The sequence below is a fragment of the Marinomonas sp. TW1 genome (assembly GCF_001625355.1).
Lineage (GTDB): Bacteria > Pseudomonadota > Gammaproteobacteria > Pseudomonadales > Marinomonadaceae > Marinomonas.
Map to the genome: position 1 here is coordinate 107,717 of NZ_JSEE01000009.1, position 15,379 is coordinate 123,095.

A 15,379-nucleotide genomic window follows, 5' to 3' on the forward strand; every position below is an offset into this window, starting at 1 on the left:
CACTGATGTTCGTTATGAGAATGGCATTTGGGATTTTGTAATAATTTGTCAAAATCTATCCTGTTTAATATAAAGAACAGTAATAATCGCGTTTTATTATCTCTTTCTCATCGTATTTTTGTGCAGGGTTAAAATATGAAAGTATCTCACAAGGTTGTTATGGCGGCGTCACTGGTCGTTGTGTTTGCCTTTTCACTCTATTCTTTTGTTCAGTATCAAAGTTTAAAGTCCGCTTTGTATGAAAAAACAGAAGTCAGTACGCAAGAAAGCAGTAAGGCTTTGGCATTGCAAATTAACAACTGGCTGAACGCTAAGTTGGCGATGATAGATTTAGCTGCGCAAAATATTGATGCGAATTTCAGTAAGCAAAAAATTGTGGATACCTTTAATTTACCCCTTTATAAAAATGAGTTTTTGCTGCTGTTTGGTGGTTTAGAGTCTGAAAATGGCAAGGCCATAAGTAATGACCCTTCTTGGGTCCCTCCAACCGATTGGGATGCTCGTAAACGCCCTTGGTATGCCACGGCAAAACCTCATGATCGTGCGGTGTTAACTGCGCCTTATGAAGATGCGGCAACGGGTGAAGTGTTGATCTCTGTCGTTGCTAGGGTCACTGATAAAGGACAGTTTAAAGGGGCGTTTGGTGGAGACTTAAGCTTAAATGTGGTTTCTGATGCAGTGAACTCTTTGAACTTTAACGAAACGGGTTACGCCTTTTTGATCAATAAAGACGGCAAAATCATCAGTCACCCAGATATTGAATTGAATGGCAAATCTGTGTCGGATTTACTTCAGGGTGGTAAGCCGAAAATGACGACCGCACTGGTGTCCAAAAAACTGACTGACGGAACGAATGTCTATGTGACGTTCAGTCCGTTAGAAAATTTATACGGGGCGAATTGGTATGTTGGTGTGGTGCTAGATGAGAATAAATTATTTGCCGATGTACGTTCGTTCGGTTGGGTTGCATTCTTTAGTACCTTAATTGCTGTGTTACTAGTGTCTGTTGTTTTGTATTTGGTTATCACCAAGTTGTTGCAACCGTTACGAGCCTTGCAGAATTCTTTGCAAGAAATCAACGATGGTAATGGTGATCTCACGAAACGCTTAGAAGTGAATCGTAATGATGAATTTGGTGTGGTGTCGGATGAGTTTAATAAGTTCGTAGCGCATTTGCAGACGTTAATTACAGAGGTTAAGGGACGCTCTCTAAAAGTCCGTGAGAATACAGATAAAACTGCGGCTTCTGCGAATCAGTCTGCCAATGCTCTTTACACGCAGTTAAGTGAGTTAGACCAGTTGGCCACCGCCATGCATCAAATGTCAGCCACCGCACACGATGTTGCCGATAATGCTCAAGCTGCGGCTGGACGCGCCAATCAAGCGGATGTGGCGGCGAAAGATGGTCAGCAAGTGGTCGAGCAGACAACAGCATCGATTGCCCGTTTGACCGAGCGCATGGGTGAGGTAGTCGAGACCATCAATGAATTGGTGGGCTACAGTAATAACATCGAGTCTATCTTGACGGTTATCACGGACATTGCGGATCAGACGAACTTATTGGCACTGAATGCGGCGATTGAAGCGGCGCGTGCGGGAGAGCAGGGGCGTGGTTTTGCGGTGGTAGCGGATGAGGTAAGAACCTTGGCTTCGAAAACGCAAGAATCTACCGAGCAGATTCAGACCATGATTCAACAGTTGCAAAATGGTGTACGTTTGGCAGAAAAAGTTATCTTAGAGAATCGTGAAGACGCAACACTGACTCAAGAAGTGTCGACCACAGCGAAAGCCTCTTTAGAGGTCATACGCAGCAGCATCAATGAAATTAATGATATGACGGTACAAATTGCCGCCGCAGCGGAACAGCAAAGTGCGACGTCCAATGAGATTAATCGTAACACTACGAATATTCGTGACATCAGTCAGACCATTTCTGAAGCTGTGGGTGATCAATCTAAACTATGTGAAACCATGGTTGGCATCACCACAGAACAAGCTAAGTCATTAGACAAGTTTAAGGTGTAACCTCTTAAGCTTTATTTAAAGCCTCATATAGCCAAGCCAAACAGAATGTTCTGTTTGGCTTTTTTTTTGTATAAATCATCCTATCAGCTTGTTTCATCACGCTTTTGTCATCTTCCTTAGTTAGTCTGTCATTTTTAGGATCTGAGACACAAATGAAGTTTGAAGGTTTGCATGCATTGGCCTTGATAGAAGGTGTCAAAGGGGTAATTGCCTTGACGCTTGCTTTCTTCGTGTACTTTTTATCTGGGCAAGATTTGCATGCGATTGTGTTGGAAAGAATGCGCGTTTTGGCTATGTCTGAGCAAAGTCATTACTCCCAATGGCTATTAATGCTTGCTGATAACGTGTCTCGAGGCCGTTTTCCTATGTTTACGAGTTTGGCATTGTTATACGCCAGTTTTCGTTTTGTTATGGCTTACGGGCTTTGGTTTCACTTACGGTGGACGGAATGGTTTGCCTTTGTCAGTGGCTGTTTGTATATCCCATTTGAACTCTATGCGATTTATCAAGACGTGAGCAAAGTGAGCAATTGGATGATTTTACTCTTTAATGTCTTGGTTGTGAGTTATTTGTTTTGGGTGTTGAAACGCGACAAACCTAAACCATTAAGGCAAGCGATCTAGTCAAGTGTTAGCTGTTAGCTAGGAGTGCTTACTCTAAACAAGCGCTCACTTAATGATGTTAGGTGTGTCCTAATGCTTCCACTGTATCTGTTTGGTGTCGCCAATCTGACCATCTGCATTTAATCGGTATGCCAGTGACACTAATAAGGTTTGTGCCAATGTCATGGAAGAGGTTAGGGAGCGAAATCCCATGACTTCGGCTTCTTTAATGTCAAAACACACATCAGACATGCCGGCCAAAGGGCTGATTTTGCTGTCGGTAATGGCGATGACTTTCGCCCCTGCAGCATAGGCGTATTCACTGACTGTGACGGTTTCTTGTGCGTAAGGACTGAAGGTTGTGGCTATGATCACATCATCTTTGCGAATGTTACTGGCTTGCTCTACCAACATGCCGCCGCCGCCGTCGATCAAGTGCGTCGTTTTATTAAGGTGGCGTAAGCTGTAAGCAAAATAACTGGAAATTGGAAACGCACGACGCAGACCAATCAAATAAATGTTTTGCGCGTGTTCAAGCAAATCGACCGCCGCATTTAGGGCATCAGGAGAAAACTGATGCGCCATGTGGCTCATTGAAAAGGCATTACTACTGCTAAATTCACTCAGTACATCGCTGGCGCTGATGTTATTGCCAGCAGTGCTTTTGTTCATTTTTACCCGTTCGCTATAGCTGGCGGTGGACGTTTGTTCCACCAAAGATTGGCGAAACAGATTTTGCATCTCTGTAAAGCCATTATATTCAAACGCAGCAGCAAAGCGTACTAAAGTAGAAGGGGGGACCCCACATTGCTGGGCAAGACTGGCAACGGTTTCCAAAGCGACCGTGTTGGGATGTTCCAATAAAAAGCGTGCGACTTGTTGTAAACGTTTGGACAGATTGTCGTAGTTACGACTAATGGCTTGTTGTAATTGCTCAAGGCTAGAAGGTGCGGCCAAAGTAGCTCTCCTTATCATTATTAGAGTTTTATATGGAGATGCTGACAATGGGCATTCCGATTGAGACTGCTATCAAGTGATTTCCTCATACTATGAGGTTCTGGCATGAAAGCAGCCAATTCTTATGTACAAATGTTAGAACCTACGTTTCAAAAAAGCAAATTAAATGAACGGCTTGTTTTTCTCGTAGGAATTTTCTATCCCTCTGTTTTTAAAGTCTTTTATTTTCTTAATTTGATCTGTAATAAGAAAGCGATTAAAAAAATCAAAATATTTTTTTTATTTGTTGAAATTTTTGAAATAAATATTCTATTATTGTTCTGTTGTTGAAATAAACGATAAATATAAAAACAAACTTTGTTTCGGCGCAGGTAAGCATTCCACCGCTGAACAAGATATGGATGAAACATGGGACCCCTTTAATGAGGGTTTTGTTTAGAGGTAAAAGTCGATGTCTAAGCAACTTAGAGTAGGTATGGTTGGATCAGGATACATGGGTAAAGCGCATGCTATTGCCTATCGTAATGCAATGGCGGCGTTCGAGATATCCAATCAATCTCTGATATGTGACATGTTAGCGGATGCGACACCAGAATTGGCCAAACAGAAAGCGACAGAACTTGGCTTTCATCGCTTCACTGGGGATTGGAAAGAGTTAATTGCTGATCCGCAGATCGATGTGGTTGATATTTGCGCCCCGAATTTTCTTCACAAAGACATAGCCTTAGCGGCGATTGCGGCAGGCAAGCATGTGTACAGTGAAAAGCCACTGGCGTTGAATGCAGCCGATGCCAAACTCATGACGGAAGCCGCCGAGGCGGCAGGCGTGAAAACATTAGTGGGTTTTAATTACATCAAAAACCCAACGGTACAATTTATTAAACAACTTATTGAACGCGATGAATTGGGCGACATAGTGCATTTTCGTGGGGTGTTTAATGAGGACTACTTGGCCGATGCTGATCTGCCATTTAGTTGGCGTCTACAGAAAGAATTTGCCGGAACTGGGGCATTGAACGATTTAGGGTCGCATCTGGTGCAACTGGCTTTGCATTTGGTTGGGCCCATTAGTGAATTGTGTGCGGATTTGAAAATTGTTCATCCGCAACGTCCTTTAGAAGCATCAGCTAAGAACAGTACGGCAAAAGGTCTGGTTGAAAATGATGATCAGGCTCACATGATGGTGCGGTTTGCGAACGGTGCACAAGGCTCTTTAGAAGCCTCTCGTGTGGCATGGGGTAGAAAAAATGGTTTGTCGTTTGAGCTGACCGGTACGAAAGGCAGTGTCCTCTTTGATCAGGAAAGCTTGTCTGAATTTTCGCTTTATCTGTCTGGTGAACAGCCAGATATACAAGGTTTTAAGCGTGTATTGGTTGGGCCCGAACATCCAGACTATGCGGCGTTTTGCGTGTCGGCTGGTCACGGTTTGGGCTTCAACGATATGAAAGCAGTTGAAATTCGTGACCTTTATGAGGGCATTGTTCGTGGCCAAACCCTATGGCCAGATTTTAGAGCGGCTGCACAGGTCAATGTGATACTCGATGACGTACTTAAGTCATATGAAGGAAATGCTTGGGTCAAGGTTGAACAATATGATGGGGATCGATAATGAAAAATAAGAATCTGGATGTCATCTGTTTAGGTCGTGCGGCAGTGGATTTGTATTCCGAACAAATCGGCGCGCCGCTAGAAGATGTCAGTAGCTTTAAAAAGTATTTGGGTGGCTCGTCAGCGAATATCGCATTTGGTACGGCTCGCATGGGGTTAAAGTCTGCCATGTTGACTCGTGTTGGTGATGAGCACATGGGACGTTTTGTACGCAATGAGTTAGCTCGCGCTGGCGTTGACGTGTCCCATACGGTGACGGATCAGGACCGTTTAACGGGTTTGGTACTACTGGGCATCAAAGATCAGGATACCTTCCCGCTTATTTTTTATCGTGAAAATTGCGCCGACATGGCGATTTCAGAAGAGGATTTTGATGAGGACTTTATTGCTTCATCAAAAGCGTTATTGATCACGGGAACCCATTTTTCGACAGAGTCGACTGACAAAACAGCCCGTAAAGCCATTGAATACGCAAGAGCGAATGATACTAAAGTCATCATCGACATCGACTATCGTCCTGTTCTTTGGGGGCTGACAGGTCGTGGTGAAGGAGAAAATCGTTTTGTTTCTGATGATGCGGTTACGCAACACATTATGTCGATTTTACCGTTGTGCGATTTGATTGTTGGTACGGAAGAAGAATTCCACATAGCTGGAGGCAGCGAAGATACCATCGAGTGCCTAAAACGTATCCGTAAGGTGTCGTCTGCTGAGCTAGTGGTGAAGCGTGGTGCATTGGGATGTTCCGTGTTTAAAGGTGACATTCCTGACACCTTGGATGAAGGCATTACCCGCTATGGTGTAACGGTTGATGTGCTCAATGTGTTGGGGGCAGGAGATGCTTTCTTGAGTGGTTATTTACGTGGTTGGATCAATCAAGAAAGTACCGAAAATGCCTGTGATTATGCCAATGCTTGTGGCGCCATCGTGGTGTCACGTCATGGTTGTTCGCCTGCCATGCCTAGCTTGGAAGAGCTAGATTATTACCTGATTCACCGCGATGAAATTCCACGCCCAGACTTGGATCCGGTGTTGAATTATCTACACCGAGTGACTACCCAGCGTATCGAGCGTGAAGGGGAAGGCAAAGAATGGCAAGACATGTGTATTCTGGCTTTTGATCACAGACGCCAGTTTGTTGATATGTGCCGTGAAGCCGGTGCGCCTATTTCACAAATTAGTAAAGCGAAAAGACTGATTTTGCAAGCCGCTTACGAAGGTGCACAGACTTTAGGCGATAGCGTTGGCGGAACCGGTATCTTAGCGGATGGCACCTTTGCGCAAAATGTCCTAAATGACATTACGGGCAAAGATCATTGGATTGCCCGTCCGGTAGAAATGCCAAGCAGTCGTCCTTTGCGTTTTGAACTGGGCAATAATGTGGGACAAGCCATTGCGACTTGGCCCGCCAACCATATAGTCAAATGCTTGGTGTTCTATCATCCAGATGACGAAGTAAATTTGCGCAGTGAGCAAGAGCAGAAAGTCATGGACCTTTATCGTGCTTGCTGTACCACAGGGCATGAATTGTTGTTGGAAATCATTCCCCCTGCAGGTTCAGAGGTGGATGATGAAACCTTGTCGCGTTCTATTGAGCGTTTCTACAATCTTGGTGTGTTCCCAGATTGGTGGAAGCTACCGCCTTCTAGCAAAGCGTCTTGGCGGAGCATAAAGGCGGTTATTAAGGCACGTGCACCGCATTGTCGTGGCGTTGTGTTATTGGGCTTGGATGCGCCAGTGGATGAACTGAAGGCAGGTTTCGAAGCAGCAGATACTGATTTATGTAAAGGCTTTGCGATTGGTCGTACTATTTTCTCTACACCAACCAAAGCATGGCTAAGACACGATATTAATGATGCCGAGTTCGTGGCTCAGGTGAAGAGCAACTACCTTGAGATGAGTGAACACTGGCGTCAGCGTAACCAAGCGGGTAAGTCCCTTTAATCGCCCGCTAACGGAGGCAAAAATGGAAACAATTCGTTTGACCATGGCACAGGCCTTGGTAAAGCATTTGCAAGCACAATACACCTTGATAGATGGTAAAGAAGAGCCGTTATTTGGTGGTGCTTGGGCGATTTTTGGTCACGGTAATGTGGCTGGGATCGGTGAAGCGTTAGCGCAAGTGAAAGAGGAATTTACTACCTTTCGTGCGCACAACGAACAAGGGATGGCGCTGGCAGCTTGTGCCTTTGCAAAACAGCACAGACGTCAACGTATTATGGCTTGTACTAGTTCGATCGGACCGGGTGCGTTGAACATGGTAACGGCAGCGGGTTTGGCCATGGCTAACCGTCTACCTGTGTTGTTCTTACCAGGTGATGTATTTGCTTCGCGAACGCCAGACCCTGTGCTTCAGCAAGTAGAGCATTTCAATGATCCAAGTATGTCGGTAAACGACAGTTTCCGCCCGGTGTCACGTTACTTCGATCGCATTAATCGTCCTGAACAGTTAATTACCAGCTTGCCCGTTGCGATCAACACTATGTTGGATCCTATTTCTTGTGGTCCAGCCACCTTGGCTTTGCCACAAGACGTGCAAGCCATGGCATACGATTATCCCGTTAGCTTCTTCGCTAAAAAGGTACATGGATTACGTCGCAATCGTGCTGACTTACAACAATTGTCTGAGGCAGTTGACGCGATTAAGCAAGCTAAGAAACCCTTGATGATATTAGGTGGTGGCGCCCATTACAGCCAAGCGTTGCCAGAAATTAAAGCCTTTGTAGAAAAGCATGGTGTGCCGGCATGTGAAACCCAAGCCGGTAAGGGGGCTTTGCCTTGGGATCATCAATGGAATTTGGGTTCAGTCGGTGTGACGGGCTCCAGTGCGGCGAATGCGGCTGCTCAGGATGCGGATTTAGTCATCGCTGTAGGGACTCGTTTGCAAGATTTTACCTCGGCATCACGTACCTTGTTTGCCAATCCAGACTGCACCTTGTTGAGTCTCAATACCGCGCCTTTTGATGCGGAAAAGCACAATGCTTTGCCATTGGTGGCGGACGCGAAAACCAGCTTACAAGAGATGCAAGCGGATTTGTCTACTTGGCAGAGTGATCAGGCATGGCAAACGCAAGTTATGGAATGGAATAAAGCCTGGTTGGCTGCGGTAGACAAGGCTACGGCACTGCCACAACAGGCGAGTGATACCGCTTATTTGCCTACTGATGCCAACGTCATTGGCGTCATCAATCGTCAGGCACAAGCCAATACCACCATAGTGCAAGCGGCAGGCGGCCTGCCAGGAGAGTTGCATAAATTGTGGCGTACTTCGGACGACTTGGGTTACCACGTGGAATATGGCTTCTCTTGCATGGGTTACGAAATTGCGGGTGGCATGGGCGTGAAAATGGCCACGCCTGAGCGTGACGTGATTGTGATGGTCGGCGATGGTAGCTATTTAATGCTCAATTCAGAGATTGCTACCTCGGTTATGTTGGGTTTGAAACTTATCATAGTGGTGTTGGATAACCGTGGTTATGCCTGCATAAACCGTTTGCAAAATGCTTGTGGTGGAGAACCGTTCAACAACCTATTACAAGATTGTCATACGGTTGAAACAGGGGCGCCAAAAACGGATTTTGCCGCCCATGCCAAAGCGTTGGGGGCGGAGTCCGAGCAAGTGGCTTGTTTGGCCGAATTAGAGGCCGCACTAGAGCGAGCCCGAGCCAGTGATAAAACTTATGTTATCGCCATTGATACTGACCCAATGCCAAGTACGCAAGAGGGGGGAGCATGGTGGGATGTGGCCGTGCCAGAAGTATCGAGCAGACAGCAAGTAGTGGATGCTGAGCGTCACTATCAAGCTGCGAAACAAAAACAGCCTTATTAATCATTGAAACGATTTAGGATGCAATCAGATGAACAAAAATAACAACGCAGTAGCTGCTTCTAACGTTCGAATTGGCATTAATCCGCTGACTTGGACAAATGATGATTTGCCTTCATTGGGGGCTGATACGCCTTTGGAAGTGTGTTTGAGTGAAGCCCGCCAAGCCGGCTACAGTGGCATCGAATTAGGTAATAAATTCCCACGTGACCCAGCGGTACTTGGGCCAATTTTGCAAGAACACGATTTGTCTTTGGTATCAGGCTGGTACAGCGCGCGTTTAATGGAACGCAGTGCGGAACAAGAAATTACGGCCATGCAAGATCATTTAAACCTGCTTAAAGCATTAGGGTCTGATGTCATGGTGTTTGCCGAAGTCACCAATTGCATTCACGGGGATCTGTCTGCTCCTTTGTCACAGCGTCCTGGTATGACTGAGGAGCAATGGGTTGAGTACGCCAAACGTATTACCCAAGTAGCGGATTACATGGCCGAGCAAGGTGTTAAATTGGCCTACCATCATCATATGGGAACCGTGATTGAAACGGCTAAAGAAGTGGACAAATTAATGGCCATGACGGGCGACAATGTCGGACTTTTACTCGACACAGGTCACATCACCTTTGCTGGTGGTGATCCTCTGGAAATGGCGAAGAAACACGCTAAGCGTATTGTTCATGTGCATTGTAAGGACATTCGTCCAAGCATCCTTAAGGAAAACCTAAACCGTGACAGCGCATTTTTAAATGCCGTTCTAGACGGTGTTTATACCGTGCCAGGTGACGGAAGTATTGATTATGCTCCGATTTTTGATGTGTTAAAAAGCGTCGATTATCAAGGCTGGATCGTCGTGGAAGCAGAGCAAGACCCAGCCATTGCGCATCCATTAACCTACGCCACCATGGGCTATGAATACTTGTCGAGCAACTTGCAACAAGCCGGGTTTGCAATTTAGCACAAGCCGATAACAAGATTGATAACAACAGGGAGCACCAAAGAAGGTGTTCTGTTTACCGAATTGATGAATGAAAGAGAGAAGGTTTATGTCTAGTTCAAACACACTGATGGGTAATTTTATTGATAATCAGTTGGTAACGAGTGCATCAGCTCGTCAGGCGAATGTATTCAATCCCGCCACTGGTGATGTGTCGTTGCAGGTGTCGTTAAGTACGGTTGCGGAGACGGAAGCGGCCATTGCCTCTGCACAAACGGCCTTTGAAACTTGGTCACAGGTGACCCCGTTGAATCGTGCCCGAGTGCTGTTTAAGTTTAAAGCCTTGGTGGAAGCGAACAGCCGTGAATTGGCGGAATTGATTTCCAGTGAACACGGCAAAGTATATTCCGATGCCTTAGGGGAATTGACTCGTGGTCTGGAAGTGGTGGAATTTGCTTGTGGTATTCCTCATTTGCAAAAAGGTGAACACAGCCTAAACGTCGGTCGTGGTGTGGACAGCTACAGTTTGATGCAACCACTGGGTGTGTGTGCGGGTATCAGCCCATTTAACTTCCCAGCCATGGTACCAATGTGGATGTTTCCTGTGGCGATTGCTTGCGGCAATACGTTTGTGATGAAACCATCGGAAAAAGACCCAAGTACTATTATGCGTTTGGCGGAATTGTTGAAAGAAGCCGGTTTACCAGATGGTGTGTTTAACGTGGTGAACGGCGATAAAGAGTCGGTTGATGTCTTGCTAACAGACGAACGTGTTCAATCGGTGAGCTTTGTAGGGTCTACACCAATCGCAGAGTACATCTATGCAACCGCCAGTGCTCATGGTAAGCGTGTTCAAGCCCTTGGTGGTGCAAAAAATCATATGTTGGTGATGCCTGATGCGGACCCAAATCAAGTGGTGAATTCCTTGATGGGCGCGGCTTATGGCTCTGCTGGTGAGCGTTGTATGGCGATCTCTGTGGCGGTTTGTGTTGGGGATGAAGTGGCGGATAACTTGATTGCGAAATTGCAGCAAGAGATTTCGACTATGACGGTAGGCCCTGGTCTTTACGAACAGTTTGGTCTGGAAGAAGAACCTCACATGGGGCCTTTGATCAGTAAAGAGCATGCTCAGAAAGTACGTGATTACATCACATCAGGAGAAGCCGAAGGTGCGACCTTGGTCGTGGATGGTCGTCAGTTTGTGCGTAAAAACCATGAACAAGGTTACTTTGTAGGACCAACCTTGTTTGACCATGTGAAAGAGAATATGCGAATTTACAAAGAAGAGATTTTTGGCCCAGTGTTGTCTGTGGTTCGCGTCGATTCTTACGAAGAAGGTTTGGCTTTAATCAACCAACACGAATATGGCAATGGTACGGCGATCTTTACTCGCGATGGTGATACCGCTCGCCAATTTACTGAGAAGGTACAAGTGGGCATGGTTGGGGTCAATGTACCGATTCCTGTGCCAATGGCTTTCCACAGTTTTGGTGGTTGGAAGCGTTCTTTGTTTGGTCCTTTGCACATGCATGGTCCAGATGGCGTACGTTTTTACACTCGTATGAAGACCGTCACGGCACGTTGGCCAACAGGGCTCCGTGCGGGTCCAGAATTCTCTATGCCAACCATGAAATAATGTTTTATGAGGGGAAGCTCTATGTCTCGTTTACTCAGTAAAAAACGTCAACAGGCTGGGCAGTCACAAACTCAGCTGGTGACGCCAGCCAGTGCCAATTGGCAATATGTTGGCTTTGAAGCACATCAGTTAAAAGCGGGGGAGTCGGTTAGTCTTGCGACCGGTGGCGACGAAGTTTGCGCGGTCATTTTGAGTGGCAAAGCCAATGCGAAGACTCAACAAGCGTCTTGGGATGATATTGGCGATCGTATGAGTGTTTTTGATCAAAAAGCCCCTTATGCAGTGTATGCGCCGGCTCAAGATGAAATTCGTATTGAGGCGTTGACTGATGTGGAAGTGGCGTTTTGTAAAGCGCCAGGCAAAGGTGGCCATGCGGCTAAGTTGATTCGTCCTGAACAGTGTCAGTATGAGACTCGTGGTGTCGCCAGCAATACTCGTCATGTGTGCAATATTTTGTTTGGTAATGAGCCCGCTGACAGTTTGTTGGTATGTGAAGTGATCACGCCAAGTGGTGGTTGGTCTAGCTACCCGCCTCACAAGCATGATACTGACGCAGCGCCAGCGGAAACACAGTTGGAAGAAACCTATTATCATAAAATAGATCCGCCTCAGGGATTTGCTTTCCAGCGTGTCTACACGGACGACCGCAGCATTGATGAGACCATGGCGGTGGAAGATGGTGACTTGGTAATGGTGCCAGAGGGCTACCATCCTGTGGGCGTTCCTCATGGTTATCAGTCTTACTATCTGAATGTCATGGCAGGACCCAGTCGTAACTGGATCTTTCATAATGACCCCGATCATGAATGGATCATAGAACGCGATAAAAAAGTAAGTAATGCTTGATTGAATAAAAATAACTTAAGGATTTCACTATGTTGAATTTTGCTTTATTTGGTGCGGGTCGTATTGGCAAGATGCATGCGCAAAACCTTCAGGCGTTCGCGCATTCAAATTTGAAATACGTTTATGATGTGTATGCACCAGCCGCACAAGAAGTAGCAAAAGCCACAGGTGCAAAAGTGGCGGTCAGTGTTGATGACGTTTTAGCGGATCCAGAAGTGGATGCGGTATTGATCGCGACCAGTACAGACACGCACGTGGATTTGATCATCAAAGCGGCGAAAGCGGGTAAAGCGATTCTGTGTGAGAAACCGATTGATCTGGATACCGCGACCGTTAATGCTTGTATGGAAGAGATCAAAGATTGCAATGTGCCAATACAAATTGGTTTCAACCGTCGTTTCGATCCAAGCCATGACGCCGCAGCCAAAGCCGCTCATGATGGTAGTATTGGTAAACTAGAGCAAGTCATTATTAGTAGTCGTGATCCAGGTATGGCACCAGTGGAGTATTTGACGTCCTCAGGTGGTATTTTCCGTGACATGATTATCCATGACTTTGACATGGCACGTTTCATTTTGGCTGAAGAAGTGATTGAAATCCAAGCCTTTGGTAGTGCCTTGGTGGACGAAAAAATCACTGAAATTGGTGACGTCGATAGTGTCATGGTGATTATGAAGAGCCAATCTGGTCGCTTGATTCACATTAATGGATCGCGTCGTGCTGCTTACGGTTATGACCAGCGGGTTGAAGTGTTTGGTTCGGAAGGTATGGTGATTTCGGAGAATCAAACACCAACCTCTGTTGTGCGCTACAACACGGATACAACTGGTGTGAAAGATCCACTGTTTAACTTCTTTATTGATCGCTACGGTGCGGCGTATAACCTACAACTAACTTCGTTCATAGAGAATGTGTTGGCGAAGCGTCCTGTCTCTCCAAGTTTTGAGGACGGTCGTCGTGCTCAGATTTTGGCTGACGCGGCGCAGAAGTCATTTGATACCGGCGAGAAAGTGACCCTCTCTTGGTAGTGGGTTTGTTTAGCTATTTATTCTTTTAACGACAAAGCCCCTTTGCATTGCTTCACAGGGGCTTTTTATTAAAAAACTGTCTAAAACAAGAGGACTCGATCGCTGATTTAGGCCAACCAGTTTGTTGTCTCAACACCGCTCCAATTGACATAGGAGGCTGGGCTGTTTGGATTTGGGAATCGTTCAAGCTTGGCTTCGGTAAAGAGAAATTTGTACGCTTTATTTAGTAGTTTCATGGTGTCTTTTAACCTTCTTGTGAACAGCTGGATTATCATGATTTCACCCCTACTGGGTGACGAATTAGGCAAGCTTAAAAGGCGGCTCTGATGAGCACAACTGATGTGTTCTCAGGTGAATGGTGAGCTTATTTCAACTATCTGATTTGGAATGTGTTTTTCGCTGAATTTGGTCGGTTTCATGCTTAATTGAGGAGGATAAAGGCCCAATTGTGCACAATGCTTTATGGGCCTTAATATGAAGTTTGAAAAGCTTCAAACAATCGCCTGTTCGATTTTTTGGCGATAGTCTTCTGGCAGAGGAATGGCCGCTTGGTGTTCTTTTGAAAAACACACATAAGTGACGTCTGCTTCCACCACCAGTTTTTTGTTGTTGGCATTCACGATACGTTGTTTCATGGTGATACTACGGTTGCTTAATTTGGCAAATTGAGTTTCGACTTCCAGCACATCTCCAAATCCTGCCTCCGCTTTGAAGTCGATATTAATATTCACCACCGCCCACACAATGCCTTGTTTTAGCATGTCATCGCCGACATCGAATTCATCAAAAAAGGCCCAGCGACCTTCTTCTAAAAACTCCAAATAGCGGGCATTGTTAACATGTTGAAAAATATCGAGATGATAGCCTCTGACTTTGATTTGCACTTTACCTTGCATGCAGTCCTCCTATTATTTTTATTCATAGCAAGGTTAAAGCGACACGCCGTGCAAGCAAATAACAAAATCGCCTGATTTTAATGACAGTATGGCAGTGCAAGGAATTAGGGGGTCATGCTTTGTAAATGCTTGGCCATCGACGCGGCCTGTTCAGCGGCGTGAATCAAAGCCGGTTTTGGGGTTTCATGCCATTCATCTGGGTGTAATGCTCGTTTGTCACGGATTAAATCAATGGCTGATTGCAGATTGGGGTAGGTCTGTGGGTATTCTAGATGTAAAAATAGCGCCAGTAGGGCCACAGAGCGGCTTCTTCCACCTCGACAGTGGATCAAGAGGTTGCCTTGCTCTTTAACTGGGTATGAGGCTTTTTCCGGCATGCGTTGGCGTAATGCAGCACGCAGTAAATAGTATCCAGACAGTAGCATTTCTGGCGGATTTCCAGGGCCATCGATTAAGCCAATTTTATAGTAACGTACATGACCAGTACCAAAGTTCAGCAAAGGTGGCTGATGTTTTTGGTCGGTGGTGCTGGCAAAGTCGATGTCGAGATTGACGGCGCAGTTGAAAATAACCTTAATGTTGTGTTGCTGATGAAGCTGATGATCCGCTGCACCAACAGATCCTCCCAAATAAACGTCGACATGATATCCATCAATATTCTGCACAATTAAGCTCATTGGGGGACGAGGGTAGCGTTTTTTAGCGTGACTGTTGGTCATAATCCGTTGTGCCTTGTCAGTGTTTAGGGAGTGTGGTGCTTAGGTCAGTTTAACATGAGCGCTAAGGCCTGACCCTTTTTAGTCTTGATTAACGTTTCGTAGCGAAGCTAAGTCTGCTTTGGTGAATGTTGCGTCACGAATGTTTCATTTATGTTAATGAACTGGGTAAGAAAAAGTTAAATGCTTGTGTTTAAAACAAGTTTTCGTCATTTCGGTCATTTTTTGTCACGCTTGGTGGTAGGATCCTGCACCAAATTTTGATACTGCAAGTGCCAAAAGTCGTGTCATATTTTCCTGAGGAA

Annotated in this window: 12 protein-coding genes; 9 read left to right on the forward strand and 3 right to left on the reverse strand. The window is 45.7% G+C overall.

The window, feature by feature from the left end; all coding sequences use genetic code 11:
- The first annotated feature begins 135 nt into the window (after positions 1–135).
- Together OA79_RS09910 and OA79_RS09915 are read left to right on the forward strand one after the other, a co-directional pair.
- On the forward strand, positions 136–2,025 hold the full coding sequence (locus OA79_RS09910; RefSeq protein ID WP_063333075.1) for a methyl-accepting chemotaxis protein: 1,890 nt from the start codon (positions 136–138) through the stop codon (positions 2,023–2,025).
- Positions 2,026–2,177: 152 nt separating this feature from the next.
- Complete coding sequence (locus tag OA79_RS09915) at positions 2,178–2,648, forward strand: DUF2127 domain-containing protein (RefSeq protein ID WP_063333076.1); 471 nt, start codon at positions 2,178–2,180, stop codon at positions 2,646–2,648.
- Between the two features lie 69 nt (positions 2,649–2,717).
- On the opposite strand, the gene OA79_RS09920 is transcribed toward OA79_RS09915, so the two are convergent.
- On the reverse strand, positions 2,718–3,584 hold the full coding sequence (locus tag OA79_RS09920) for a MurR/RpiR family transcriptional regulator (protein ID WP_063333077.1): 867 nt from the start codon (positions 3,582–3,584) through the stop codon (positions 2,718–2,720).
- A 451-nt stretch (positions 3,585–4,035) separates the two neighbouring features.
- Here OA79_RS09920 and OA79_RS09930 point away from each other — a divergent pair, with 451 nt between their 5' ends.
- The 7 genes from OA79_RS09930 to iolG all read left to right on the forward strand — a co-directional run bounded on the left by OA79_RS09930 (position 4,036) and on the right by iolG (position 13,462).
- Positions 4,036–5,193, forward strand: a complete 1,158-nt coding sequence (locus OA79_RS09930) for a Gfo/Idh/MocA family protein (RefSeq protein WP_063333079.1) — start codon at positions 4,036–4,038, stop codon at positions 5,191–5,193.
- Positions 5,193–7,136, forward strand: a complete 1,944-nt coding sequence (locus OA79_RS09935) for a bifunctional 5-dehydro-2-deoxygluconokinase/5-dehydro-2-deoxyphosphogluconate aldolase (RefSeq protein WP_082825442.1) — start codon at positions 5,193–5,195, stop codon at positions 7,134–7,136. Before OA79_RS09930 ends, OA79_RS09935 begins: the two co-directional genes overlap by 1 nt.
- 22 nt (positions 7,137–7,158) lie before the next feature.
- Positions 7,159–9,021: a 3D-(3,5/4)-trihydroxycyclohexane-1,2-dione acylhydrolase (decyclizing) gene (iolD, locus tag OA79_RS09940; protein ID WP_063333081.1), complete on the forward strand. Its 1,863-nt coding sequence runs from the start codon at positions 7,159–7,161 to the stop codon at positions 9,019–9,021.
- Between the two features lie 28 nt (positions 9,022–9,049).
- A complete protein-coding gene (iolE, locus tag OA79_RS09945) occupies positions 9,050–9,973 on the forward strand; it encodes a myo-inosose-2 dehydratase (protein ID WP_063333082.1) in 924 nt (307 codons plus the stop codon).
- Positions 9,974–10,061: 88 nt separating this feature from the next.
- A complete protein-coding gene (locus OA79_RS09950; protein WP_197465385.1) occupies positions 10,062–11,588 on the forward strand; it encodes a CoA-acylating methylmalonate-semialdehyde dehydrogenase in 1,527 nt (508 codons plus the stop codon).
- 21 nt (positions 11,589–11,609) lie between these two features.
- Positions 11,610–12,434 carry a 5-deoxy-glucuronate isomerase gene (iolB, locus tag OA79_RS09955; protein ID WP_063333083.1) on the forward strand — a complete coding sequence of 275 codons (825 nt, stop codon included), beginning with the start codon at positions 11,610–11,612 and terminating at the stop codon, positions 12,432–12,434.
- A 29-nt stretch (positions 12,435–12,463) separates the two neighbouring features.
- Entirely contained in the window at positions 12,464–13,462 is a 999-nt protein-coding gene (gene iolG / locus OA79_RS09960; protein WP_063333084.1) for an inositol 2-dehydrogenase, read from the forward strand.
- A 491-nt stretch (positions 13,463–13,953) separates the two neighbouring features.
- Here the strand turns inward: iolG and OA79_RS09965 are convergent, their stop codons facing one another.
- Complete coding sequence (locus OA79_RS09965; RefSeq protein WP_063333085.1) at positions 13,954–14,358, reverse strand: acyl-CoA thioesterase; 405 nt, start codon at positions 14,356–14,358, stop codon at positions 13,954–13,956.
- Positions 14,359–14,462: 104 nt separating this feature from the next.
- The gene (locus OA79_RS09970) at positions 14,463–15,077 is read right to left on the reverse strand and encodes a hypothetical protein (RefSeq protein ID WP_063333086.1); all 615 of its coding nucleotides are present in this window, start codon (positions 15,075–15,077) and stop codon (positions 14,463–14,465) included.
- Positions 15,078–15,379 lie beyond the last annotated feature (302 nt).

Bases quoted from the DNA above. Each gene is read 5' to 3' on its own strand.
- OA79_RS09910 (WP_063333075.1), top strand. From the start codon at position 136: ATGAAAGTATCTCACAAGGTTGTTATGGCGGCGTCACTGGTCGTTGTG.
- OA79_RS09915 (WP_063333076.1), top strand. From the start codon at position 2,178: ATGAAGTTTGAAGGTTTGCATGCATTGGCCTTGATAGAAGGTGTCAAA.
- OA79_RS09930 (WP_063333079.1), top strand. From the start codon at position 4,036: ATGTCTAAGCAACTTAGAGTAGGTATGGTTGGATCAGGATACATGGGT.
- OA79_RS09935 (WP_082825442.1), top strand. From the start codon at position 5,193: ATGAAAAATAAGAATCTGGATGTCATCTGTTTAGGTCGTGCGGCAGTG.
- iolD (WP_063333081.1), top strand. From the start codon at position 7,159: ATGGAAACAATTCGTTTGACCATGGCACAGGCCTTGGTAAAGCATTTG.
- iolE (WP_063333082.1), top strand. From the start codon at position 9,050: ATGAACAAAAATAACAACGCAGTAGCTGCTTCTAACGTTCGAATTGGC.
- OA79_RS09950 (WP_197465385.1), top strand. From the start codon at position 10,062: ATGTCTAGTTCAAACACACTGATGGGTAATTTTATTGATAATCAGTTG.
- iolB (WP_063333083.1), top strand. From the start codon at position 11,610: ATGTCTCGTTTACTCAGTAAAAAACGTCAACAGGCTGGGCAGTCACAA.
- iolG (WP_063333084.1), top strand. From the start codon at position 12,464: ATGTTGAATTTTGCTTTATTTGGTGCGGGTCGTATTGGCAAGATGCAT.
- OA79_RS09965 (WP_063333085.1), bottom strand. From the start codon at position 14,358: ATGCAAGGTAAAGTGCAAATCAAAGTCAGAGGCTATCATCTCGATATT.
- OA79_RS09970 (WP_063333086.1), bottom strand. From the start codon at position 15,077: ATGACCAACAGTCACGCTAAAAAACGCTACCCTCGTCCCCCAATGAGC.